Raw genomic sequence first — 23,690 nt, 5'->3', positions numbered from 1 at the left:
CTGTCCGCTCCGGAATGATGTCTTCATGGAGGACGGGGGGCGAGTTGGCAGCGTCGGAACAGCCGAGAGCGGCGAACCACAGGCCGTATTTTTTTCTCAGCTATGCGCATACGCCGAAGCACGGCGCGGTGGGTCCGGACCCGGACATGTGGGTCGAGCGTCTCTTCCGCGATCTCTGTGCCCATGTGATGGCCATGACGGACCTCCCGGCCGGAGCACCGGCGGGCTTCATCGACCGGGAGTTGCGGTCGGGTGAGGGCTGGTCGGAGCGGCTCGGTGAAGTCCTCGCCACCTGCCGGGTCTTCGTCCCGCTCTTCTCCCCGCGATATTTCGGCAGCGAGATGTGCGGGAAGGAGTGGTACGCCTTCGCGCAGCGCGCCATCCAGCACCAGGCCCGCAGCAACCGCACGGCGGAGGCGATAGTCCCCGCCCTCTGGGTTCCCGTCCCGCCCCATCAACTCCCGGGCCCCGCCGAGCGGTTGCAGTTCAATCACCGCGCCTTCGGGGACCGCTACGTGACGGACGGGCTCTACGGGCTGATCAAACTCCGGATATTCGCCGAGGAGTACGAGCGGGCCGTCTACGAACTGGCCAAACGGATCGTGAGCGTCGCCGACGCGTCGGCCGTCGGGCCCGGCCGCCCCGTCGACTACCGGGTCACCCCCAGCGCCTTCGGCCCGCCCAGCGGCGGACCGCGTCCCATGCAGCTGACCGTCGCCGCGCCCGCCCGCGACGACCTGCCCGACGGACGGCACCCCGAGTACTACGGGGACACCCCGCTGGACTGGAATCCTTACCACCCCGACTCCGCCCAGCCGCTGGCCAGACTGGCCGAGGACCTGGTGCGCTCGCTCAACTACCAGGCGACCGTGACCTCCTTCGACGAGGAGGTGCTCCATCTCGACGGGAAGCAGCCGCCGTCCCGTCCGGAGGTGCTGCTCGTCGACCGCTGGGCACTGCACGACGAGGAACGGCGCGAGCGGCTCGCCGCCTTCGACTCCGAGCACCGCCCCTGGGCGAGCGTGGTGGTCCCGTGGAACCGCGACGACCACCAGAGCAGAGCCTCCGAGGCGGAACTCACCGGACGGCTGGAGGACACCATGCCGTCCAAGATGCGCCAGGGGCGCGCGACCTCACGGGCCGCCGCCAAGGGCGTACCGAGCATGGAGGCCTTCGGGCAGATCCTGCCCCAGGTGGTGGAGGCCGCTGCCCAGCAGTACCTGAAACACGCCACGGTCTACCCGCCGGCCGGCGGCGGACACCACGAACGGCCCCGGCTCATCGGCCCGATGGCCACCGAGCAGGCCACCACCCGCTTCATACCCGGTACGCAGGACCACGCGCTCGATGCGGAGGACACGGATGACGGCAGGTCGTGACGGACGCATCGTCACCTTCTACTCGTACAAGGGAGGTACCGGCCGGACCATGGCCCTGGCCAACACGGCCTGGATCCTGGCCGCCAACGGCAAACGCGTCCTCGCGGTCGACTGGGACCTGGAAGCGCCCGGCCTCTACCGGTTCTTCCACCCCTTCCTCGACCCCTCCACACTCGGCGCCACCACCGGGATCATCGACCTGATCACCGAGTACGCCTGGGCCGCGACCAGTCCCGTACCGCGCCCCGACGACTGGCACCGCGGCTACGCGCGCATCCAGCAGCACGCGGTCTCGCTGACCCCGGAGACGCTCGGCTGGGAGTTCCCCGACGGCGGTACGCTCGACTTCGTCTCGGCCGGGCGGCAGAACCGCGAGTACTCCGCCACCGTCTCCACCTTCGACTGGGACAACTTCTACGACCGGCTCGGCGGCGGTCACTTCTTCGATGCCCTGCGCGACGACATGAAGGCCAACTACGACTACGTCCTCATCGACAGCCGCACCGGCCTGAGCGACATCGCCGACATCTGCACCGTCCATCTGCCGGACGCGCTCGTCGACTGCTTCACCCTCAGCGACCAGTCCATCGACGGAGCCGCCGCGGTGGCCCGCCAGATCGACAAGCACGACAGCGGCCGGGGCATCCAGATCCTGCCCGTCCCCATGCGGATCGACGAGGGCGAGAAGGAGAAGGCGGACGCCGGCCGGGCGCTGGCCAGGCTGCGGTTCGACGGGCTGCCACGCGGACTCACCGGTGAGGAACTCACCGCCTACTGGGGCGCGGTCGAGATCCCGTACCGCCCCTACTACGCGTACGAGGAGACCCTGGCGACCTTCGGTGACGAGGCCGGGCTCAGCAACTCCCTGCTCTCCGCCTTCGAACGGCTCGCCGCTGTCGTCACCGACCAGCAGGTCACCTCGATGCCGCAGATCCCCGAGGAGACCAGGCTGCGCATCAGGGACGCCTTCACCCGCCGCCGCCCCGCGCTCCCCGCCGACCTGCTCCTCAGCTACGTGGCGGAGAACCGGATGTGGGCCGACTGGATCGAGTCGGTGCTCACCCGGGCCGGATTCCGGGTGGTGCCGCGCGATGTGTCGGCGGAGCCGGCACCCGGCAGTACGGGTGAGACCGCGACGGCCGAGGGCGCCGCCCGTACCGTCGTCGTGCTCTCCAGCGCCTACCTCAAGTCGGCCCGTGCCGTGGAGGTCTGGCGGCGTTCGGCGGCCGAGGACCCCTCGGGCACCCGGCGGCACCTGCTGCCGCTGCGGGTCGGTGACGTCCGGCTGACCACGCCGTACATCGACCGCAACCCGACCGACCTGTTCCGGCTCGACGAAGTGCACGCCACGGCCGCGCTGTTGCGGGCGGTGGACCGGCCCGTCCAGCTCACGGACGGGGTGGCACCGGGGCCGCGCTTCCCCGGGACCGTACCGAAGATCTGGAACGCACCGGCCCGCAACTCCGGCTTCACCGGCCGGTCCCTGGTGCTGGAGCGGATGCGTGACCAGCTCGGCGGCGGAATGGCCGTGGTGCTGCCACAGCCCCAGACGCTCTACGGACTCGGCGGCGTCGGCAAGACCCAGGTCGCTCTCGAATACGTGCACCGCTTCATGGCCGACTACGACCTGGTGTGGTGGATCTCCGCCGAACAGACCGACGACGTGGTGTCCGGTCTCGCCGAACTCGCCGTCCGGCTGGGCACCCAGGGCGCCGACGACATGGCGGCGGCCTCCCAGGAGGCCATCGATCTGCTGCGCCGCGGCGTGCCCACCGCACGCTGGCTGCTGGTCTTCGACAACGCCGACGATCCCGAGCAGCTCAAGCGGTTCTTCCCGCCGGGCGGCCCCGGCCACGTCCTGGTGACCTCGCGCAACCAGACGTGGTCGCAGTACGGGGACGCCCTGCCCGTCGACGTCTTCCTGCGGGAGGAGTCCGTCGAGCACCTCCAGCGCCGGGCGCCCGGACTCTCCGCCGTGGACGCCGCGAGGGTCGCGGAAGCGGTCGGCGACCTGCCGCTGGCGGTCGAGCAGGCAGCCGCCTGGATCGCGGAGACCGCCACCCCCGTCGACACCTACCTGGAGCAACTGGCGCAGGAGGCCGAGAGCGTCCTCGGGCTCAACCAGCCCGTCGGCTACCCCGAACCGGTGGCCGCCACCTGGAACGTGTCCATCGCCCGGCTCAAGGAACGCTCGCCCGCCGCGGTCCGGCTGCTCCAGCTCTGCGCCTTCTTCGCCCCCGAGCCGATCTCGGCGAAGCTGCTCTACAGCAAGGAGATGATCGACGCGCTCAAGCCGTACGACGCGACCCTCCAGGAGAAGCTGGTGCTCGGCCGGGTCATCCGGGAGATCGGCCGGTTCGCACTCGCCAAGGTGGACCAGGTGGGCGGCTCCATCCAGGTGCACCGGCTGGTGCAGGCCGTCATCAAGGCCCAGCTCACCCAGGAGGAGCAGAACGACGCACGGCACGCCGTCCACATGATCCTCGCGGGCGCCAGGCCCGACGGTGACGAGCCCATAGACAATCCGGACACCTGGCCCGACTTCGCCCCCATCTGGCCACACCTGGGGCCCTCGGAGGCCCGGCTCTGCAAGGACCCGGAGACCCGTCGGCTGATGATCGACCGGGTGCGCTACCTCTGGAAGCGCGGCGACTTCGCCACGGCACTGGCACTCGCGAACGACCTGCGCGAGGTCTGGCGCGAAGAGCTCGGCAGCAACGACCTCCAGTACCTCTACCTCCGCTTCCACCTCTCCAACATCCTTCGCTCGCGCGGCCGTTACGTGGAGGCCATGGAGCTGGACGAGGAGACCCTGCGACGCCAGCGCGAACAGCTCCCGGAGCTCGGCCCCTCGCATCCGCACACGTACATGACCACCAGCGCGCTGGCCATGGACCTCGGCGCGCTCGGCGAGTACAGCAGGGCCATGACGCTGGCCATCGAGGCGTACGAGGGGTTCAAGGAGATCTTCGACGAGTCCCACCCGAGGACCCTGGCGGCAGCCAACAACCTGGCGCTGAACCTGCGGATCGCGGGGCAGTACGCCCGCGCCCGGGAGATGGACCAGGACGTCTACGACCGGCGCACCGAGGTGCTCGGCCCCGAGCATCCGTACACCCTCTCCTCCGCCCAGAACCTGGCGCGCGACCTGCGCGAGGTCGGCAGGTACGAGGACTCCGTCGCGCTGCTCTCGCGTACCTACGAGATCTTCAAGGCGCAGCTGGGGAAGGCCTTCCCCGGCACCCTCGCCGCGGCCAAGAGCCTCGCGGTCTCGCTGCGCAGGGCGGGCCGTCTGGAGGACGCGCGGCGGCTGACCACGGCCACCCGCGACCGGTACCGCCTCAAATACACCATGGCCAATCCCGACTGGCTGGCCTGCGACCTGAACTACGCGGCCGATCTGTTCGCGGCCGGGGACGCGACGGGGGCGCGGGACGCCGCCCAGGCGGTGGTGGACCAGTACCTGCAGGGGCCGGGGGAGCGGCACCCGTACACCCTCACCGCCATGAACAACCTGGGCATCTACCAGTGGGCCAGCGGATCGCTGGACACCGCGGAGTCACTGCTCACCAGCACGATCACGACGATGGGCGAGGTGCTGAACGCCCGGCACCCGCACGTGCTGTTCGCGACGGTCAATCTCGCCAACGTCACGGCCGACCTGGGGGACGCGCACAAGGCGCTGGAGATCGAGCGCCGGGTCGTCACGGCGCTGCGCGAGGTCGTCGGCGCGCACCATCCGGAGACCCTGGCCTGTGCGTCCAACATGTCGGTGACGCTGGACGTGCTGGGCCGCAAGGAAGAGGCGCAGCTGTTGCGGACGGAGACCGTCTCCGAGCTGCAACGGCAGCTCGGGGACGACCACACCTATGTGGGGATCGCGAGCGACGCCCGGCGGTTCAACCGGGACCTGGAGCCGCTCGTCGTGTAGGGCCTCTCGGAGTACCTGGCAGTCCCTCAGGTGTCCAGCAGCCAGTTGAGGACGCGCGGGAGTGCGTGCAGGGCGTCGAAGTGCGCGGCGGCCGGTTCGAGTACGGCCGTCGCGCCCGGGATCTGCCCGGCCAGCCAGCGGGAGTGGCCCACCGGTGAGAAGACGTCCTTCACCCCGTGCCACAGCATGATCGGGCTGCGGATGCCGGCGGGGTCGAAGCCCCAGGGACGGGAGAAGGCAAGCGCGTCGTCGATCCAGCCGTACGGTGAAGTGCGCAGCGCCTCCTGGTAGTTGCGCAGCAGCATGGCCCGTACGCCCGCGTCGTTGACGACCCTGCGGTCCGAGTCGGTGAGATCGCTGAACAGCTGGTCGAGCAGGCGGACCGGGTTTCTTCTGATCTCCGCCGAGCGCGGGACGAGCCGGGCCACGAGAGCGTCCGGATCGTCCGAGGCGGACGTGTACTCCCGGACGTTGGACGCGGCCATGCCCTCGAACCAGTCGAGCCCCACCGCGTCCCGGGGCGCGAGCGTCACCAGGGCCGCGGCTCTGGTGACCCGGTCGGGCAGCAGGGCCGCGCAGGCGAGCGCGTGGGGCGCGCCGCCCGACCGTCCCACGACGGCGAACTTGTCGAGGCCCAGCGCGTCGGCTATCGCCCGGACGTCCTGGGCGACATCGGCGACACTGCGGCCCGGTAGCCGGTCGCTGCCTCCATATCCGGGGCGGTCGAAGGCGATGAGCTGCATTCTGCGCTGGTAGAGCACCATGCCGCGGGGAGCGGGCCCGAGCCTGCTGCCCGGTGTGCCGTGCAGCAGGAACACCGGCCTGCCGCGCGGGTCGCCGAGGCGCTCCACTGTCAGATGTCGTCCGTCCGTCGCGCGTACCCGTCCACGCAGCGCCGATTCTTCCGTGCCGTATGCATGCATCGTGTGCACTGGCATCCCCCTTCGTTCCGATGATTACCCATCAGGGGGCCTCACCGGCACTCCCCAGGGGCAGGAAAGCCGGTCCGTGGGCGGAGTTTCGACCGGGCGGGCGCCGGAATTCGGTCCCGGTCGGATGCATAGCGGACGATCTGGCGCTCATCTGCTGTGGATATATGGGAGTTCACGTCTTTTGTACCGATGGGGGACCGTGCGGGATCCCCGTTCGTGAAAGGAGTGCGGGTGCCGTGTCGTTGTCGTGTGCCCGTACGGAGACCGGCCACACAGGTGCACGGCGGTACGGTCACCGGGCTCGACGCCACCGTCAACTACGGCTGCCTTCGGGGCGTCGATCGGCTGACGTTCCGTACCCGCTCCACGGCCCGGCCCGTCCGCGTGACGGGCCGGGCCCGCGTGTCTCAGGCCCGCGGTGCTTCCCGGGCCTCGGGGACGGTGGGTGTCCTCCTGCGGAACACGGACAGGGCGAGCGTGATCACCGTGCCGGCCACCGCCCAGCCGGAGAGCACCAGCAGCGGTCCGGTGACGGAGTTGCCCTTGAAGTACGCCAGGGAGCGCGCCACCCAGGTACCGGCGCCAGGTGGCAGCCAGGGGCCGATCGCGTGCCAGAAGGGCGGCAGCATCGGCAGCGGGAAGGCGCCACCCGCACTCGGGTTGCCCGCGATCACGATCAGCAGGACGGCCAGGCCGATCCCCACGATGCCGGTGAGCGCCTGCAGGGCGAGCGTGATCGCGCCCACCCCGAAGACGACCAGGGCGCCGAGGCCCCACAGGCCCAGGACGCTGCCGGGCAGGGCGCCGAGCACCGGGCCGACGATGACCGCGCCGCCGAGCCCGCCCAGGACCGAGTAGAGCGCCATGCTCATCAGCCGGAGCGCCGCGCGCGTGCGGTTGGCGGCCCGGGAACCCGCGCTGATCGCCAGGATCGAGGCGCAGAGATAGCCGCCGACGCACCATCCGACGACCAGGTAGAAGGCGGAGAGGCCGTCGAAGTCCTGGGCGGAAGCGGGTGCCACGTCCACGGTCCGCACGGTGCGCCGCTGGGTCTTCTCCACCTCGGTGACCAGCCGGTCGAGGGCCGAGGACAGCACGGTCCCGCCGCCGGACGCGACCAGGAGAGTGTCCTTGGTGCCGGTGGGGCTGACGATCAGTACGCCGTCGAGATCGCGGTTCAGCATCTTCCGGCGGGCTTCGGCCGCGCTGCTGACCGTACGCGGGTCCAGCGGTCTGCCGGGGATCGCCCCGAGTCTGCTGACGAGCTGCGGGGCGACCTGTGCGGGAGCGACCACGCCGAACGGGACGTCCTTCGGCCTGGGGTTGTGCAGGGCCCCCACGTAGGACGCGATGAACAGCAGCTGCAGTACGAGCGTGCCGACGACCAGGAGGGCGGCCCGGGGAGTGACAGCGGTCTTCATCTCGTCGGCGAAAGTCATGGCCCCACGGTCTGGGAGGACCGGTGTTTACGCAGGTGGGGCGGGTCTGAATGGCTGACACACGCGTAATCGTACGAACGTTCGAAATGGTCTATGGTGGTGAAGGGGAGGCGGTATCGGACTGGATCATCGGAGCAGGAGGTGTGGCGGATGCCCGGTTTCACGCACCTGCACACCGTCTCGGGTTTCTCCCTGCGGTACGGGGCCTCGCACCCGGAACGCCTCGCCGAGCGGGCTGCCGAACGGGGCATGGACGCCATCGCGCTGACCGACCGGGACACCCTCGCGGGCGCGGTCCGCTTCGCCAAGGCATGTGCCGGGGCCGGGGTGCGCCCGCTGTTCGGGGCGCGGCTCGCCATCGGTGAACGGGCCCGCGCGGAGGGCCCCACCCACCGGGCGCGCACCCCGGTGCGCGGCGGGGTGTTCGTCGACGAGTCGGTGCCCCGCGTGACCTTCCTCGCCCGCGACGGCGCGGCAGGCTGGGCCGCGCTGTGCCGGCTGATCACCGCAGCCCACGCGGGCGAAGGGCGGCCCCTGCTGCCCTGGGCCGGGAACCACGGCGAAGGGCTGGCCGTCCTGCTCGGCCCGGACTCGGACATCGGCCGGGCGCTCGCCGCGGGCCGCCCCGACCGGGCCGCCGTCCTGCTCGCGCCCTGGCGGGAGCTCTACGGCGACGCGCTCCGCCTCGAAGCCGTCCACCACGGACTGAGCGGTACCGGCCCCGGCTCGCTCAGGCTCGCCGCCCGCACCGTCGGCTTCGCCGCGGACCAGGGCGTACGGCCCGTGCTGAGCAACGCCGTCCGCTACGCCGACCCCGGCCAGGGCCCCGTCGCCGACGTCCTCGACGCCGCCCGCCGACTGGTGCCGGTCGATCCGCGCAAGGGGCTCGACAGCGGCGAGCGCTGGCTCAAGGGGACCGGCGAGATGCTGCGCGGCGCCGAACGGATCGTCGAGGCGGCGGGCTTCCGCAGGGACACCGCGCACCGGCTGCTGGACGAGACCCAGGCGCTGGCCGACTCGTGCGTCGTCGACCCCGAGGACGACCTCGGCATCCGCACCACCGTCCACTTCCCCGAACCGCACCTCGTCGGCGCCGCGCACCGCACCGCCCAGCGCGTCCTCGCCTCCCGCAGCGCCGCGGGCATGGTGCTGCGCGGTTACGACCGCAGACGCGCGTACTGGGAGCGGATGCACCACGAGCTGGACATCATCGCCTTCCACGGCCACGCCTCGTACTTCCTCACCGTCGCCCAGGTCGTGGACGACGTGAAGGCGATGGGCATCCGGGTCGCGGCCCGCGGCTCCGGCGCGGGCTCCCTCGTCAACCATCTGCTGGGCATCGCCAACGCGGACCCCGTCGAGCACGGACTGCTGATGGAGCGCTTCCTGTCCGAACGCCGGCTGGCGCTGCCCGACATCGACATCGACGTCGAGTCGGCCCGCAGGCTCGACGTCTACCGCGCGATCATCGACCGGTTCGGCGCCGAGCGGGTCGCCACCGTCGCCATGCCCGAGACCTACCGGGTGCGCCACGCGATACGGGACGTGGGCGCGGCCCTGTCCATGGACCCGGCGGAGACCGACCGGCTCGCCAAGGCCTTCCCGCACATCCGTGCCCGCGACGCCCGCGCCGCGCTGGCCGAACTGCCCGAACTGCGCGCCGTGGCGGCGGAGTCGCAACGGGAGGAGAAGAAGTACGGACGCCTGTGGGACCTGGTCGAGTCCCTGGACGCACTGCCGCGCGGGATCGCCATGCACCCGTGCGGGGTGCTGCTCTCCGACGCCTCGCTGCTACGGCGTACGCCGGTGATGCCGACCAGTGGCGAAGGGTTCCCCATGTCCCAGTTCGACAAGGAGGACGTGGAGGACCTCGGGCTGCTCAAGCTCGATGTGCTGGGGGTGCGGATGCAGTCCGCGATGGCGCACGCGGTCGGCGAGATCGGACGGGCCACGGGGGAGCGCCTCGACCTGGACGATCCCGCGCAGGTGCCCGCGGGCGACCCCGCGACGTACGAACTCATCCGCTCCACCGAGACGCTGGGCTGCTTCCAGATCGAATCGCCGGGCCAGCGCGATCTGGTGGGGCGGCTCCAGCCCGCCTCCTTCGACGATCTGGTCGTCGACATCTCGCTCTTCAGGCCGGGGCCCGTCGCCGCCGACATGGTGCGGCCCTTCATCGAGGCCCGGCACGGCCGCGCGCCCGTCCGCTACCCGCACCCCGATCTGGCCCCGGCGCTGAGCGGGACGTACGGGGTCGTCGTCTTCCACGAGCAGATCATCGAGATCCTGCGGATCATGACGGGCTGCGACCGCGGCGAGGCGGACCAGGCGCGCCGTCAGCTGTCCGACCCCGAGCGGCAGGGGCGGATCCGCGCCTGGTTCACGGAGACGACCGGACGGCGGGGCTACACGCCCGAAGTGACCGCGCGTACCTGGGAGATCGTCGAGGCCTTCGGCGCCTACGGCTTCTGCAAGGCCCACGCCGTCGCCTTCGCCGTGCCGACGTACCAGTCCGCCTGGCTGAAGGCGCACCACCCCGCGGCCTTCTACGCGGGACTGCTCACCCACGACCCCGGGATGTATCCGAAGCGGCTGCTGCTGGCGGACGCGCGGCGGCGCGGGGTACCGGTGCTGCCGCTGGACGTGAACCGGTCCGCGGTCGCTCACCATATCGAACTGGTGTCCGGTAAATGGGGGGTGCGCCTCGCGCTCTCCGACGTCCACGGCATCAGCGAGGCCGAGACCGAACGGATCGCGGCCGGACAGCCCTACTCCTCGCTGCTGGACTTCTGGCAGCGCGCCCGACCGGGAAAACCGGTCGCGCAGCGGCTCGCCCAGGTCGGCGCGCTGGATGCGTTCGGCGCCAACCGCCGCGATCTGCTGCTGCACGTCTCCGAACTGCACGCGGGCCGGCGCGGCTCCGCGCACAGCGGTCAACTCGCCCTGGGCGAGGGGCGGAAGACGGCTCCGGCCGGTCTGCCCGACCTCAGCGACGCGGAACGCCTCAGCGCCGAACTGGGCGTCCTCGGCATGGACTCCTCCCGCCACCTGATGGAGGACCACTACGCCTTCCTGAAGGAGCTGGGCGTGCTCTCCGCCCAGCGGCTGCGCTCCGCCGGACACGGGCAGAGCGTCCTGGTCGCCGGAGCGAAGGCCGCCACCCAGACCCCGCCCGTACGCTCGGGGCGCCGGGTCATCTTCACCACCCTGGACGACGGCACGGGCCTGGTCGACCTGGCCTTCTTCGACGACAGCCATGACGCGTGCGCGCACACCGTCTTCCACTCCTGGCTGCTGCTGGTGCGCGGGGTGGTGCAGCGGCGTGGGCCGCGCAGCCTCAGCGTGGTCGGCTCGGCCGCCTGGAACCTGGCCGAGCTGGTGGAACTGCGGCGCACCGGCGGCCTCGAAGCGGTCGCCGGTGCGCTGGCCGCGCCCCCGCCGACGACCGGATCCGGGCAGTCCGCGGACGGTGACGGCCGCCGCATCCAGCTCTCCACCGGCTACGAGATGAACCCCTGGGCGGACCTCCGCCCCGCCGGTGACCAGACCGCCACCGGACGCAAGCTCTGGCACTCCAGCCCGGGGAGCGCGGGATGATCCTGTACGTACGGTTCGCACCCGAGGCCCTGCCGCTCGCCCTGACCGAGGACCTCACCCCGGTCGTCCAGGCGTTCCCGCCCGACGCCGTACTCCTCGATGTGCACGGCGCGCAGCGGTACTTCGGGCGGAGCGCCACCGAACTCGCCGCGCTGCTGCGGGTACGGGCACTCGCGCACCACGGGCTCGGCTGCACGATCGGGATCGGCCCCAATCCGCTGCTGGCCACGATGGCCGCGCGTGAGGCGCGACCGGGGACGACCCTGGTGGCGGACGGCGCGCGGACGTTCCTCGCCGGCAAGCCGGTCGGCGCGCTTCCGGGCGTCGGGCCGAAGGCGGCCCGCACCCTCTGTTCGTACGGCCTCGACTCCATCGGCAGGGTCGCCGGCGCGCCCCTGGCCACCCTTCAGCGGATCGTCGGCGCGCGCGCCGGGCGTGAACTCCAGGAACGGGCACGCGGTATCGACCGCACCCGGGTCGTGCCGAACGCCGCGGCCCGCTCGGCCGCCGGGGAACGGACCTTCCCCCGCGACGAGCTGGACCGGGACCGGCAGCGCAGGGCCCTGCTCTCGCTCTCCGGGGAACTGGGCATCCGGATGCGCGGTGAGGGACAGGTGTGCCGCTCGCTGACCCTCACCGTGCGGTACGCCGACCGGTCCACCACCACCCGCAGCCGCACCCTGCGCGAGCCGACCGCACACTCGGCGGCGCTCACCGAGGCGGCGTACGCGATCCATGACGCGCTCGGTCTCCAGCGGGCCAGGGTGCGGGGGATCGGGCTGCGTGCCGAGGGGCTGACGCCGGTGGCGCACTCCGCCCATCAGCTGACGTTCGACCCTGCGGACGACAAGGCGCGCAGGGTCGAGGCCGTCGCCGACCGGGCGCGGGCAAGGTTCGGTCCCGGTGCGATCGTGCCGGGGACACTCGCCGCCTGATCCGGTCCACCGGGCCGGACGGCGTATACCGTGGCCCGCGAAGATCAGCCCCTGATCCTCCATCAGTTCTTTACCGACGCGTAACTTCCCCCGCTACCTTACTCACGCGTAATTTGGCGTGAGCAGAACACTCTGGTGGTCCGGGCCGCAGGGCGAACAGCCGTCGCAACTCCCCTGAGTCTCAAGGAGAACACTCGATGCTGCCCTGGAAACGTGCGCTCGGACCCCTCTCCGCGCTGGCCCTGGCGGTCACGGCCGCCGTGGTTCCCGCCGCCACCACAGCGCAGGCCGCCTCCGCCCCCAGCAGCGGCTGGAACAACTACTCCTGCAAGCCGTCCGCGGCCCACCCCCGCCCCGTCGTCCTGGTCCCGGGAACCCTCGGCAACGCGACCGACAACTTCCTCGCGCTCGCCCCGTACCTGGTCGACCGCGGCTACTGCGTCTTCTCCCTCGACTACGGGCAACTCCCGGGCGAGACCCTCTTCGACGGGCTCGGCCCGATCGACAAGTCGGCCGAACAGCTCTCCGGCTTCGTCGACAAGGTGCTCGCGGCGACCGGTGCGCCGAAGGCCGACCTCGTCGGCCACTCGCAGGGCGGCATGATGCCGAACTACTACATCAAGTTCCTCGGCGGTGCGGCCGAGGTGAACTCCCTGACCGGCATCGCGCCCGACAACCACGGCACGACCCTGTCGGGTCTCACCAAACTCCTGCCGTACTTCCCGGGCGCCGCCGACATCCTCCAGAAGGGCGCACCGGGACTCGCCGACCAGGTCGCGGGCTCGCCCTTCATCAGCAAGCTGAACTCGGTGCCCGACACGGTTCCGGGGGTGCACTACACCGTCATCGCCACCAAGTACGACGAGGTGGTCACCCCGTACCGGACCCAGTTCCTGGACGGACCCGACGTCGACAACGTCCTGCTCCAGGACAAGTGCGCCGCCGACCTCTCCGAACACGTCGTCATCGGGCTCACCGACCGGATCGCCTACCACGAGGTCGCCAACGCCCTCGACCCCGCCCACGCCACCCCCACCACCTGCGCCTCCGCCATCGGCTGAGCGCGCCCGCACGACCGGCCCGACCGGCGCGGCGTTCCCAGGTCAGGAGGGGCGCCGCGCGTTCGCCGACGCGGGATCAGCCGGATTGTCAGTGGTACCTGAGAGCATCGGCGCATGACGATCAACTGGGATACCGTTGCCGACACTTTCGACGAGGGCGCCGACCACGGCCTGCGTGACCCCGGTGTGCGGGAGGCCTGGGCGGGGCGGATGAAGCGCTGGCTGCCGGGGGAGCGGGCCGAGATCCTCGACGTCGGCTGCGGTACGGGCAGCCTGGCCCTCCTTGCCACCGGACAGGGCCACCGGGTCACCGCGGTGGACCTCTCGCCCCGGATGGCCGACCAGGCGCGGGCCAAGCTGGCCGGCACCGATGCCGAGGTGCTGGTGGGGGACGCCGCCCTGCCGCCGGTCGGTGAGCGCAGCTTCGACGTGGTGCTGGCCCGCCACGTGGTCTGGCTGCTGCCCGACCACGAGGCCGCGCTCAAGCACTGGTGCTCCCTGCTGAACCCGGGCGGCCGGCTCGTACTCGTCGAAGGGGTGTGGGGCGGAGTGGGGCTCTCCGCGGGCCAGCTGATGGCCGCCCTCGACCCGCTCACCGAGTCCGTCCACCACGAACTGCTCTCGGCCGACCCGGCGTTGTGGGGGCACGAGGTCGACGACGAGCGGTACGTACTGGTGGCCAAGGCCTGAGACGGACCGGCGGGCCGGGACGGGCCGGGCCGCCGCGGCTCCTGGACGGGGGCTTCCCGGGCCGTGCCGTCTTCCTGGGGGCGTCGTGGGACATCACGCCGAACGGGTGCTCAGCTACGGGCGATCCGGTCAGGAGTGCGGCAACTGCCCGCGTTCGGCGAGGAGTTCCAGCTCGTCCAGGGCCTGCACGGCACGGCTCGCCGCTTCCGGGTCGCGCGCGGCGAGACCGCTCGCCTCGAATTCGTCCTCGTCCAGCCGGAGAATGTCGGCCCCGTCCGCCGACACCCACAGGTCGAGGTCCAGATCCTCGACCACCAGCTCACCGTCACCGACCACGGCCGGGCGGGTCACGTCGCAGTACCAGCCCTTCAGTTCACCCGTTCCGGCGCGCACCTCCTTCACCGCGTACCACCGGTCGCGCCAGTAGTGCTCGGTGAAGACATCGCCGGGCTCGAAGCGGACGAACCCGAAGTCCCGTACGCCGTTCCCGGCCCACTCCGCCCGTACGGTCACCCGGGTGCCGTCGTCCGAGAGCACCGTCGCCGGATAGGCGATCTTCGTCCGTCCCGCCTTCGTCAGCACCACGCCGACCTCGGCCGAGTTCTCGGGCATGCCGTACCTCCGTCGCACAGATCTCGTACCGGACCGCTTGTCGTCAGGGGAGAGTAGGCGGGCGCCATGACCGGGCGCCTCCCCATTATTTCTCCGCCGCAGGGCGCGGAGCGGGGACCGGAATGGGGGAGAATCGGAGGGTGACTCTGAAGATCGCCATTGATACGGATTCCGCCACCGCCCCGTACGAGCAACTGCGGGCCCGGATCGCCGAACAGGCGCGCTCGGGCAGACTCCCGGTGGGGTACCGGCTGCCGACGGTTCGCGGCCTGGCCGGGGAGTTGGGGCTCGCCGCGAACACGGTCGCCAAGGCCTACCGGGCGCTGGAGACCGACGGCGTGATCGAGACGCGGGGGCGCAACGGCACCTTTGTCGCTGCCGCCGGGGACGCGGCGGAGCGGGAGGCGGCGGAGGCGGCGCGGGTCTTCGCCGAGCGGGCGGTACGGCTGGGGCTCGGGCAGCAGGCGGCGCGGGCCGCCGTCGATGACGCGCTGCGGGCCGCGTACGCGAAGTAACCGGCCGGGGAAGGGACTTGGCCCGGTCCCGGCCGCGTTCACCTCAAGGGTTCACGCGCGGCGATTCCGGCGCCGACCGGTCCGGGCCCGCTCCGGACCCGGGCCCGCGTCACAGGTACAGCCCCGCGTCGACGCCCCGCTCCTGCGCCGGTACGGACGCCGGTCCCGCCCCGCGCCGCAGCGCGTACAGCTCCGCCAGCGTCGTGCCCTCCCGCCCGAGCCCCACTTCCGTACCGAGCCAGGCCGCCGACTCCTTGCGGGTCAGCGGGCCGACCTCGATACGTGCGAGGCAGCGGCCCGGACGGACCACCGCGGGGTGCAGGCGCTCCAGATCCTCGTTGGTGGTGACGCCGACCAGGACGTTCCGGCCCTGCCCGAGGAGTCCGTCCGTGAGGTTCAGCAGACGGGACAGTGCCTGGCCCGCCGTGTGCTTGGCCTCGCCGCGGATGAGTTCGTCGCAGTCCTCCAGCAACAGCAGCCGCCAACGGCCCTTCGCCGAACCGTCGTCCTCGCCGATCGCGATGTCCATCAGATAGCCGACGTCGTTGAACAGCCGCTCCGGGTCGAGTACGCAGTCGACCTGGCACCAGTCGCGCCAGGAACGGGCCAGGGTCCGCAGCGCGGACGTCTTGCCGGTGCCGGGCGGGCCGTGCAGCAGAAGCAGCCGGCCCGAGATGTCGTCGGGTGTGACCTTCATGAGGCCGTCCAGCGCCTCGGCCACCGGCATCGTGTAGTTGACGCGCACGTCCTCCCAGGTGCCGGCCGCGATCTGCCGGGTCGTGCGGTGCGGGCCGCGGCGCGGGGAGACGTACCAGAAGCCCATGGTGACGTTCTCGGGCTGCGGTTCGGGCTCGTCCTGCGCGCCGTCCGTGGACTGGGCGAGGACCTTCGCCGCCAGTTCCTCGCTGACCGCGGTCACCGTGACATCGGCGCCCCGGTTCCAGCGGGAGACCAGCAGGGTCCAGCCCTCGCCCTCGGCGAGCGTCGCGCTGCGGTCGTCGTCACGCGCCGCGCGCAGCACGGTCGCTCCTGGCGGCACCAGGGTGAGCCCCTTCTTGACGCGGTCGATCGTCGAACTGTGCGAGTACGGCTGCTCGCCCGTGGCGAAGCGGCCGAGGAACAGCGCATCGACGACATCGGACGGCGAATCGCTGTCGTCGACGTTGAGCCGGATCGGCAGGGATGCCTCAGGGTTTGCGGACATGGCGCCCATGATCCGGCACACGGGCGACCGGCGCACGCCCTTTGTGGTAGGTGGCGCGGACGGGCGCGTGCGGCGCGTGTGCTGACGAACTGTCATCGATCGGGTGGTTGAACGGAGTTTCCCCCCGAAGGGCCGAATGCCGGGCTTCAATGGCGATGAGATGACTCCGGGCCGTCGAAGCTTCGAATAATTGGCATGGACACTTCCAGTTCATGGGTGTGGCCTGGTACGACAGACGTGGCGGAAATCCTGCTAAGGGAGGTTCCATGAAACTGTCCAGATTTGCGACTCTCTCGTCCTCGGTCCTGCTCGCCGTCGGACTCGCCCTCACCGGGGCGGGGGCGGCACAGGGTGCTCAACAGGCCGCATCCACCAGCTATGTGGCCCTCGGTGACTCGTACTCGGCGGGCGTCGGATCGGGCAGCTACGACAGTGCCAGCGGGGACTGCAAGCGCAGCACCCTCGCGTATCCGAAGCTCTGGGCGGCTGCCCACGCGCCCTCGTCGTTCGCCTTCGTGGCATGTTCGGGCGCCCGTACGGGTGATGTCCTGTCCAGCCAGCTCTCGGCTCTCACCTCGTCGACCAGCCTGGTCTCCCTCACCATCGGCGGCAACGACGCCGGTTTCGCGAGCACCATGACCGACTGCGTACTGCACTCCGAGTCCACCTGCCTCGCGAGTCTCGCCACGGCCAACAGCTACATCGACTCGACCCTCCCGGGTCTGCTCGACAAGGTGTACTCGGCGATCAGCGCCAAGTCCCCTTCGGCGCACGTGGTCGTGCTCGGCTACCCTCGCTTCTACCAGCTGAACGGCAGCTGCATCGTCGGACTGAGCGAGACCGAGCGCGCCGCGATCAACGCGGCGTCCGACCACCTCAACTCCGTCACCGCCAAGCGGGCCGCCGACCACGGCTTCGCCTTCGGTGACATCGCCTCCGCCTTCACCGGGCACGAGATCTGCTCCTCGAACAGTTGGCTGCACAGCGTCAACCTGCTCGATCTGACCGAGTCGTACCACCCCACGGCAGCCGGTCAGTCCGGTGGCTATCTGCCGGTGCTCAACGCCCAGGACTGACACGCGTCGGCCAGGGAGGGGGCCCCGCCGGCCGGGGCCCCCGTACGCCAGGACCCCCGGAGCGGCCGGTCCGGCCGGCAGGACGCAACTCGCCCTGGAATCAGACGCATTCGGAGAGTCACGTCAACCTCCGTACGGGGCCGGTGAATCCGGCGCCCGGGATACACGGGTGTGGCCGAGGGGCGATAGGGTTACTGTGCGCCGGGCCGGATGCCCTTGTACGGGTGGGGAGTGACATGGAACAGATAACAGTGCGCAGCAGGCCACGAGTGCCTGCGATCACCTGCGGAAGCGGCGCGACCAGTTCGCGTCTCGACCGCCATCTCTCGGTGCTGGGCGGCCCTGTCGTCCCTCAGCGGGAGTCGGCAGAAGCGACGTCCCTGATGCGTGAGCTCACCTCGCGTGACGTCGCACACTCCAGCACGAGCAGGGGTGCACGCGTCAAGCTCTTCGCGCCCCTGCGGCGGCTGCGCCGCTCGCTCTTCGGCAGCCGCGGCTGAAGTCTCCGAACCGGAACGACCGATCCACGATCGAGCGACCACACCGTCCCGGTGCGGCGCTGCTCACGTCCCGCCCGTCATTCCCGGGGCGCGCAGTGGCGCTTCGGTGTGTTCGCCGGTCCGCGGGGCCTGACCTTCCGTGAGCCCGGTCCGGCAGGCTCTCTTCCGTTCGCGAGTCCGGTCCGCCCCGCGAGTCCTCCCCAGCTCGCAGGCCGACCGGTTGCGGATCCGGCCCCACCACCCCTCGTACGAGGGTATTTTCCGCCTACTTCCCGCCGTGGGCGTACCGGCGGACCGTGAGCGGAACGAACACCGCGAGCAGCACCAGCGACCACAGCAGCGAGCCCGCGACCGGATGGAGCAGCGGCCAGGCGGCATCCGCCGCGGGTCGCGTGTTGCCGCACAGCTCGCGCACCGCCGTGGCCACCGCGCTGATGGGATTCCACTCCGTCACCGTCCGCAGCCATCCCGGCATTCCGTCCGTCGGGATGTAGGCGCCGGAGAGCAGCGGAAGGATGAAGGTGGCGCTGCCCAGCTGGCCCGCGGCCTCTTCGTTGTGGATGAGCAGTCCGAGCCAGCAGCCGACCCAGCTGGTCGCGAGGCGGAAGAGCAGCAGGACACCGAAGGCCGCGAGCGCGTGCAACGGGCCGCCCTCGATGCGCCACCCCACCGCGAGCCCCACCAGGGCCAGCGGCACCATTCCGGCCGCTGTGAGGAGAGTGTCCGCCGCGGTCTGCCCCAGCGGTACCGCGGCGCGGCTGACCGGCATGGTGCGGAAGCGGTCCATCACGCCCCGGTGCGAGTCCTGGGCCGCCTGGAACATCCCGGTCATGATGCCGTTGGACGCGGTCGCCGCGAGCAGGCCCGGCAGCAGGTACGCGCGGTACTGCCCGCCGGGCATCGCGAGCGCGCTGCCGAAGACGTAGCCGAAGAAGAGCAGCATCGTGATCGGCATGGTCTGGGTCAGGACCGGCACGCCCGGGGCGCGGCGGATCCGCCGGAGATGGCGGCCGAGCATGGCCGTTCCGTCGTGGACGAGGGCGCTCATGCCATGACCTCCGTCCGGTCGGTGAGCCGGATGAAGACCTCGTCGAGGGTCGGGGGCCGCAGACTCGCGTCGAGGACCGGTACACCGGCGGCGTCGAGTTCGCGGACGATGCGCGGCAGGGTGAGCGACGGGTCGACCACCGTCACCCCGACCGTGTGCCGTTCGTGGTCCAGCCGGGGCTCGGCGCCGGTCAGCTGGTCGAGTACACCGGCCGCGGCGGCCATCGCCGACTCGTGGGCGACCATCAACTCCGCGTAACTGCCGATGCGGGCCTTCAGCTCGGCCGGCGTGCCGGTGACCGTGACCCGGCCCCGGTCCACCAGCACGATGTCGTCGGCCAGTTGATCGGCCTCCTCCAGGTACTGCGTGGTCAGGTCTGGGCCCGTCCCGAGCGGGCCGGGCGCGGCCCCCGTCCCGCGTACAGCCGGGCCGACATCGCGGCCGAAGCCGTACGCATCGCCGACGCGGAAGGGATGGCGGCCGTCTCCATGCGCCGGGTGGCGGCCGGACTCGGCTGCGGAACGATGTCGCTGTACAACTACGTCCCCCACAAGGAGGACCTGTACGAGTTGATGTTCGACGCGGCGGCCGGTGAGCACGACCTGACCGGTGAACCGTCGGGCGACTGGCGGGCCGACACGCTGGACCTCGCCCGCCGGGCCCGCGCGATCATGCGCAGACACCCGTGGATGGCGCAGGTGATGGCGCCGAACCGCGGCTTCACGCCGAACGGGCTGCGCTTCATCGACCACAGCCTGGCCTGCCTGGAGCCGCTCGATGTGTCCTACGGCGAGAAGATGGAGCTGATCGCGATGGTCAGCGGGCTGGTCCTCACGTATGTCGCCAACGAGGTCCAGACCGCCGAGCGGACCCGGGCCCTGCCGTGGTCCGCCGAGCAGGAGCAGGCGGTCCGAACGGCCTATCTGGTGCGGGAGATCGGCTCGGGCCGCTATCCGCATCTGGCGGCGGCGTTCACGGATGCGGCGCCGCCACCGGACATGGACGCCTACTTCGACCGGGCGGTGACCCGGGTGCTCGACTCGTTCGTGCCCACGGACGGGTGACGACCGGGTCACACCAGGGCGAACTGACCTTCAGGGCCCTCTTCGTGATGGTCGAGCACCGAAGCGGGGAGGCGCGCCGCCGCGGGTACCGGAAGGACGCCCGCCGCCTCCAGCTCGGCCCGCCCGATACGCGGGCCCGACGCCAGCTCCCGCCGTAACTCCCGCTGATCGCACCGGAGTCCGGCCAGCAGGGCCAGCACGGTGATCAGCTCCAGCAGTTCGGAGTTCCACTCGGGGAGCCAGCCGCCCGGCCGCAGTGCCTCCAGCGTGCCGGGCTCCGCGGGAGCGGTCCTGCGCGCGAACCACAGGTCGAGCACCCGGACCCCGCCCGCCGTGAAGTCCCAGGCCCCGGCGGGCACCGGCGAGACGCGCCCGGTGCCGAGCAGCAGAGCCTCCTCGCCGGGGTCGTACGTGAGCGCCTCGGGCCGGGGCGGGACGGCGGCCCGCACGTAGGGCCGGCGGCCCCCGGGCAGCCGGGGCCGGTCACCGCCGCGCGCCCCGCGCAGCTGGATCCGCAGCAACTGCTCTCCCAGTTCGGCCCCGGACGACCAGAGCCGCGGGTCCGCGGTCAGTGGTACACCGCACCCGCCGGGCACCGGCCCGGCCGCGGCCACCGCCCAGGCGAGTATCTGCTCGGCGGTGACCTCCTGCCGGTAGCGCGCGGTGAGCAGATCCGCCAGCCCCGGAGCGATATTGGGCTCGGCCCCGCCGGGCCTGCGGTGCAGCGGCCTGATCCGGCCGGACCGGCCCGCCGGGGAACGGCCGTCCGGGAGTACCGCCGAGACCAGCAGCGCCGGGCCCGGGTCTCCCGCCGCGCCGTCTCCCGCCGCGCCGGGCTGTTCGACGGCGAAGAGCTGGTGCTCGTCGGCGACCCGCCACAGCTCCGGGCGTGCGGCGTCCAGCAGCCGGTGATCGGGGATCAGCCACTGCTCGTCGAACGGGCCGAGGCCGAACCGTACCGGTGCGGGACACGGGCCCGACTCCCGGCTGAAGCGGCCCGTCCCGGTGGGCTGTCCCGGCAGCGCGGACACGGAACTCTCCGGCGTCCTGGCCCTGGTGGGGCGGAACAGCCGTTCCCGCTCGGGCCCTTCGGCCCGTACCAGCGTGTCCCAACGGGCCTTGAGCGAACGGGCGTCGGGCGCCACCACCCAGTCGCGCCCCAGCCGTGGGGACCTCACCGACCAGGGCATCAGATCGTCGAGCAGGGGAACGTCATCCGTCACGGTCCGCATGCTAGGGCCTCTCGTGCCGCAGCCCGCAAGGTTCGACGGGGCACCGTGCGTTCCCCGACACACGAAAGGGGGGCGCCGGCCAACCTGCCCAGCGCCCCCCTTCCCGAACCGGCTCTACTTTCTGACCACCAGGAGGACGATCACCGCGATGACGGCGAGGGCAGCCACCACCGTGGCGGCGATCTTGCCCTTGCTGTACGGGCGTTCGCCGATCACCTCGGCGGTGCGGGCGTTGACCATGACCTGCCAGCTCTTGCCCGCGTACAGGTAGGTCAGGAACCACACGGGCAGCAGCATCAGCTTGAAGGTGAGCCCCGAGTACCGGGTGTCCACCGAGTGCACCCGCTGTTCGTCACCGCCGATGTCCTTGCGGCAGTCGGACCTGATGACCTTGGCCATCCGCTCCTTGGCCGTCTCCAGCCCGTCCTCGGGCTCCACGTCGTACCGCACGGTCCGGAACCCCGCCAGGTACTCGGGCTGGAACGGCTTGGCCTCCTCCAGCGGCCACGGCGTCAGCTTGTCCAGCTGTTCGTGGGCGACATGGGTGGTCCCGGCGACCAGTACGTCGTCGAAGTCACGGTCGACCGTCCCGGAGGCCGGATACCAGCGGGTGCGGCGCACCTCGCGGGTCTTGGTGACGGTCTCGCCGTTCTCGGTGGTGGTGTACGTCTCGGTCACGTAGTAGTACACGCCACGCTGGCCGCGGTAGTCGGAGACCGTCTCCGCGTCGTACGTCCAGTGCGGCAGGTAGCTGCCCCTGAACGTCTCGGCCTCACTGACCTTCTTCAGGCTGGAGGGCGCGAACCAGCGGGACGACGTCCATTTGCGCAACGCCGTACGGGCCTCGTCGTGGCCCAGGCCGAACGGGACCACCGCCTCCGGTGCCACCCGCTCGGTGGCGTCCGGTTCGGCGACCAGCGCGGTGGCGCAGAACTGGCAGCGTGCGGAGAGGTCGTCGCTCTCGGTGTGGGCGCCGCAGCCCGGACAGACGTACGTCCGGACGCCCTCCGCCGTGGTGCCCAGCGGTTTGGCGGGCAGCGTGGCCAGTTCGTCGAAACTGTGCTCACGGACCTGGCGCGGGACCGCGGCGACCGCCTGCTCATGGCCGCAGTACGGGCAGCGCAGGGCGTCGGAGCCGGGCGCGAACTCCACGGTGGCGCCGCACGCCTGGCACGGGTAGGAACGCGAGACCGCGCCGGGCGCGGCCGAGTTCTGCTCGTCGGTGCTCATCGTCCTGCCGCTCTCAGGCCTGTGGCGGGAGCGGCGGCGGGACGGCGCCGAAGAGTCTGCCCACATCGGGCACCTGGTCGGCGGCCAGCCAGCCGGGCATCCCGTCCTTCCAGACGAGCGACGCCCGGGTCAGGGTGCCCGCGCTCACCAGACCGGCCAGCGCGGCGCTGTCGTACGGCCCCTGCTGGGCGCCGTTGACACCGACGAACCACTGGTCCTGGGCGGGCAGCGGCGGCGGGCCCGCCGCAGGGGCGGGGGCAGCGGCGGGCGCCGGAGCGGCAGCCCCGGGCTGGGGGGTGAGCCCGGCGGCCATCCGCTGTCCGGCGGCCATGCCGAGTCCCAGGCCCATGCCTTCGCCGACTCCGCTGCCGGGGGTGCGGGCACCGGCGGCGAGCGCGTCGGCGGCCTGGAACTGGCTGTACTGGTCGAGGTTGCCCGCGATCCCCATCCGGGAACGGGTGTCGATGGCCTCCTCGACCTCGGGCGGCAGCGAGATGTTCTCGATGATGAACTTGGGGACGGCGATACCGACCGGCTTCAGTTCCTCGGTGAGCACCCCCGCCAGCCTGGTGCCGATCTCGTCCTGCCGGGTCGCCAGATCCAGCATCGGTACGCCCGAGGTGGCGAGCGCGCTGCCCAGCTTGCCGACGATCAGCTGGCGCAGGTACTCCTGCACTTCCTCGGTACGGAACTGCGGGTCGGTGCCTGCCAGTTCACGCAGCAGTGCGGCCGGGTCCACCACCCGCGCGGCGTAGGCGCCGAAGGCCCGCAGCCGTACCATCCCGAACTCGGGGTCACGGACGATGACGGGGTTCTGCGTGCCCCACTTCATGTCGGTGAACTGACGGGTGGTGACGAAGTACACCTCGGCCTTGAAAGGCGAGTTGAAGCCGTACTTCCAGCCCTTCAGGGTGGCGAGCACCGGAAGGTTCTGTGTCTCCAGGGTGTACGTACCCGGCTCGAAGACGTCGGCTATCCGGCCCTCGTTGACGAAGACCGCGGTCTGCGACTCGCGTACGACGAGCCGGGCACCCATCTTGATCTCGTTGTCGTGCCGCGGGAACCGCCACACGATGGTGTCCCGGCTGTCGTCGGTCCATTCGACGATGTCAATGAATTCCCCGCGGATGCTGTCGAACAGCCCCATGGAACCTCCCCCGCTCGCTGTGGTGTCCCTCTCCGGAACCCGCCACGAAACGATAGCAACCTGCGGTGATACCGGAACGGGCCCGTCCGGCAGGGGGC

At 71.3% G+C, this 23,690-nt stretch carries 17 protein-coding genes and 2 pseudogenes; 10 read left to right on the top strand and 9 right to left on the bottom strand.

The annotated features are described in order from the left end of the window. Positions 1-17 precede the first annotated feature (17 nt). Both fsxC and fxsT read left to right on the top strand, forming a co-directional pair. On the top strand, positions 18-1,379 hold the full coding sequence (fsxC, locus tag OG709_RS06655) for an FxsC protein (RefSeq protein ID WP_308409500.1): 1,362 nt from the start codon (positions 18-20) through the stop codon (positions 1,377-1,379). Continuing rightward, positions 1,363-5,310: an FxSxx-COOH system tetratricopeptide repeat protein gene (gene fxsT / locus OG709_RS06650; RefSeq protein ID WP_329165227.1), complete on the top strand. Its 3,948-nt coding sequence runs from the start codon at positions 1,363-1,365 to the stop codon at positions 5,308-5,310. Before fsxC ends, fxsT begins: the two co-directional genes overlap by 17 nt. A gap of 26 nt (positions 5,311-5,336) precedes the next feature. Here the strand turns inward: fxsT and OG709_RS06645 are convergent, their stop codons facing one another. Further along, the gene (locus tag OG709_RS06645; protein WP_250303628.1) at positions 5,337-6,233 is read right to left on the bottom strand and encodes an alpha/beta fold hydrolase; all 897 of its coding nucleotides are present in this window, start codon (positions 6,231-6,233) and stop codon (positions 5,337-5,339) included. A gap of 416 nt (positions 6,234-6,649) precedes the next feature. Beyond that, positions 6,650-7,681, bottom strand: a complete 1,032-nt coding sequence (locus OG709_RS06640) for a DUF3533 domain-containing protein (RefSeq protein WP_329165225.1) — start codon at positions 7,679-7,681, stop codon at positions 6,650-6,652. A gap of 150 nt (positions 7,682-7,831) precedes the next feature. On the opposite strand from OG709_RS06640, the gene OG709_RS06635 reads away from it, so the two are divergent. The 4 genes and pseudogenes from OG709_RS06635 to OG709_RS06620 all read left to right on the top strand — a co-directional run. Then, a complete protein-coding gene (locus tag OG709_RS06635; RefSeq protein ID WP_326695132.1) occupies positions 7,832-11,278 on the top strand; it encodes a DNA polymerase III subunit alpha in 3,447 nt (1,148 codons plus the stop codon). Beyond that, a complete protein-coding gene (locus OG709_RS06630) occupies positions 11,275-12,213 on the top strand; it encodes a DNA polymerase Y family protein (protein WP_329165222.1) in 939 nt (312 codons plus the stop codon). Before OG709_RS06635 ends, OG709_RS06630 begins: the two co-directional genes overlap by 4 nt. Before the next feature lie 197 nt (positions 12,214-12,410). Further along, complete coding sequence (locus OG709_RS06625) at positions 12,411-13,274, top strand: esterase/lipase family protein (RefSeq protein WP_250303200.1); 864 nt, start codon at positions 12,411-12,413, stop codon at positions 13,272-13,274. A 114-nt stretch (positions 13,275-13,388) separates the two neighbouring features. After that, positions 13,389-13,961: pseudogene (locus OG709_RS06620) on the top strand (class I SAM-dependent methyltransferase); the annotation flags it as partial. 132 nt (positions 13,962-14,093) lie between these two features. On the opposite strand, the gene OG709_RS06615 reads toward OG709_RS06620, so the two are convergent. Beyond that, positions 14,094-14,576, bottom strand: coding sequence for a DUF402 domain-containing protein (locus tag OG709_RS06615; protein WP_250303201.1), 483 nt, complete (start codon positions 14,574-14,576; stop codon positions 14,094-14,096). Between the two features lie 140 nt (positions 14,577-14,716). Here OG709_RS06615 and OG709_RS06610 point away from each other — a divergent pair, with 140 nt between their 5' ends. After that, positions 14,717-15,091 (top strand): GntR family transcriptional regulator, encoded by a 375-nt coding sequence (locus tag OG709_RS06610; protein WP_250303202.1) that lies wholly within the window; start codon positions 14,717-14,719, stop codon positions 15,089-15,091. A gap of 109 nt (positions 15,092-15,200) precedes the next feature. Here the strand turns inward: OG709_RS06610 and OG709_RS06605 are convergent, their stop codons facing one another. Next, the gene (locus tag OG709_RS06605) at positions 15,201-16,295 is read right to left on the bottom strand and encodes a DUF5925 domain-containing protein (RefSeq protein WP_250303203.1); all 1,095 of its coding nucleotides are present in this window, start codon (positions 16,293-16,295) and stop codon (positions 15,201-15,203) included. A 266-nt stretch (positions 16,296-16,561) separates the two neighbouring features. Here OG709_RS06605 and OG709_RS06600 point away from each other — a divergent pair, with 266 nt between their 5' ends. Together OG709_RS06600 and OG709_RS06595 are read left to right on the top strand one after the other, a co-directional pair. Further along, complete coding sequence (locus tag OG709_RS06600) at positions 16,562-17,371, top strand: SGNH/GDSL hydrolase family protein (RefSeq protein WP_250303204.1); 810 nt, start codon at positions 16,562-16,564, stop codon at positions 17,369-17,371. Positions 17,372-17,607: 236 nt separating this feature from the next. Next, positions 17,608-17,871, top strand: coding sequence for a hypothetical protein (locus tag OG709_RS06595; RefSeq protein ID WP_250303205.1), 264 nt, complete (start codon positions 17,608-17,610; stop codon positions 17,869-17,871). Between the two features lie 265 nt (positions 17,872-18,136). Here the strand turns inward: OG709_RS06595 and OG709_RS06590 are convergent, their stop codons facing one another. Together OG709_RS06590 and OG709_RS06585 are read right to left on the bottom strand one after the other, a co-directional pair. Next, positions 18,137-18,919 (bottom strand): ABC transporter permease, encoded by a 783-nt coding sequence (locus OG709_RS06590; protein WP_266643823.1) that lies wholly within the window; start codon positions 18,917-18,919, stop codon positions 18,137-18,139. Further along, positions 18,916-19,308 (bottom strand): annotated as a pseudogene (locus tag OG709_RS06585) (ATP-binding protein DrrA1-3 family domain-containing protein); the annotation flags it as partial. The pseudogene OG709_RS06585 and the gene OG709_RS06590, both read right to left, overlap by 4 nt. Here OG709_RS06585 and OG709_RS06580 point away from each other — a divergent pair. After that, positions 19,264-19,983: a TetR/AcrR family transcriptional regulator gene (locus OG709_RS06580; protein WP_329169064.1), complete on the top strand. Its 720-nt coding sequence runs from the start codon at positions 19,264-19,266 to the stop codon at positions 19,981-19,983. The pseudogene OG709_RS06585 and the gene OG709_RS06580 sit on opposite strands and share 45 nt — an antisense overlap. A gap of 8 nt (positions 19,984-19,991) precedes the next feature. On the opposite strand, the gene OG709_RS06575 is transcribed toward OG709_RS06580, so the two are convergent. From OG709_RS06575 to OG709_RS06565, 3 genes are all read right to left on the bottom strand, one after another. Then, positions 19,992-21,215, bottom strand: coding sequence for a type ISP restriction/modification enzyme (locus tag OG709_RS06575; RefSeq protein WP_326695135.1), 1,224 nt, complete (start codon positions 21,213-21,215; stop codon positions 19,992-19,994). Between the two features lie 114 nt (positions 21,216-21,329). Beyond that, positions 21,330-22,445, bottom strand: coding sequence for a hypothetical protein (locus tag OG709_RS06570; protein ID WP_329165214.1), 1,116 nt, complete (start codon positions 22,443-22,445; stop codon positions 21,330-21,332). Between the two features lie 13 nt (positions 22,446-22,458). Beyond that, complete coding sequence (locus tag OG709_RS06565) at positions 22,459-23,592, bottom strand: SPFH domain-containing protein (protein ID WP_250303211.1); 1,134 nt, start codon at positions 23,590-23,592, stop codon at positions 22,459-22,461. Positions 23,593-23,690: the final 98 nt, after the last annotated feature.

The organism is Streptomyces sp. NBC_01267 (assembly GCF_036241575.1).
In the GTDB taxonomy this organism is placed as follows: Bacteria; Actinomycetota; Actinomycetes; order Streptomycetales; family Streptomycetaceae; genus Streptomyces.
Note: the sequence above shows the minus strand (reverse complement) of the source record. Positions and strands in the feature narration are given on the sequence as shown.

What these genes read in the sequence shown, in the direction of transcription:
- fsxC (WP_308409500.1), top strand. Translation starts at nt 18, where the DNA reads ATGTCTTCATGGAGGACGGGGGGCGAGTTGGCAGCGTCGGAACAGCCG.
- fxsT (WP_329165227.1), top strand. Translation starts at nt 1,363, where the DNA reads ATGACGGCAGGTCGTGACGGACGCATCGTCACCTTCTACTCGTACAAG.
- OG709_RS06645 (WP_250303628.1), bottom strand. Translation starts at nt 6,233, where the DNA reads ATGCATGCATACGGCACGGAAGAATCGGCGCTGCGTGGACGGGTACGC.
- OG709_RS06640 (WP_329165225.1), bottom strand. Translation starts at nt 7,681, where the DNA reads ATGACTTTCGCCGACGAGATGAAGACCGCTGTCACTCCCCGGGCCGCC.
- OG709_RS06635 (WP_326695132.1), top strand. Translation starts at nt 7,832, where the DNA reads ATGCCCGGTTTCACGCACCTGCACACCGTCTCGGGTTTCTCCCTGCGG.
- OG709_RS06630 (WP_329165222.1), top strand. Translation starts at nt 11,275, where the DNA reads ATGATCCTGTACGTACGGTTCGCACCCGAGGCCCTGCCGCTCGCCCTG.
- OG709_RS06625 (WP_250303200.1), top strand. Translation starts at nt 12,411, where the DNA reads ATGCTGCCCTGGAAACGTGCGCTCGGACCCCTCTCCGCGCTGGCCCTG.
- OG709_RS06615 (WP_250303201.1), bottom strand. Translation starts at nt 14,576, where the DNA reads ATGCCCGAGAACTCGGCCGAGGTCGGCGTGGTGCTGACGAAGGCGGGA.
- OG709_RS06605 (WP_250303203.1), bottom strand. Translation starts at nt 16,295, where the DNA reads ATGTCCGCAAACCCTGAGGCATCCCTGCCGATCCGGCTCAACGTCGAC.
- OG709_RS06600 (WP_250303204.1), top strand. Translation starts at nt 16,562, where the DNA reads ATGAAACTGTCCAGATTTGCGACTCTCTCGTCCTCGGTCCTGCTCGCC.
- OG709_RS06595 (WP_250303205.1), top strand. Translation starts at nt 17,608, where the DNA reads ATGGAACAGATAACAGTGCGCAGCAGGCCACGAGTGCCTGCGATCACC.
- OG709_RS06590 (WP_266643823.1), bottom strand. Translation starts at nt 18,919, where the DNA reads ATGAGCGCCCTCGTCCACGACGGAACGGCCATGCTCGGCCGCCATCTC.
- OG709_RS06575 (WP_326695135.1), bottom strand. Translation starts at nt 21,215, where the DNA reads ATGCGGACCGTGACGGATGACGTTCCCCTGCTCGACGATCTGATGCCC.
- OG709_RS06570 (WP_329165214.1), bottom strand. Translation starts at nt 22,445, where the DNA reads ATGAGCACCGACGAGCAGAACTCGGCCGCGCCCGGCGCGGTCTCGCGT.
- OG709_RS06565 (WP_250303211.1), bottom strand. Translation starts at nt 23,592, where the DNA reads ATGGGGCTGTTCGACAGCATCCGCGGGGAATTCATTGACATCGTCGAA.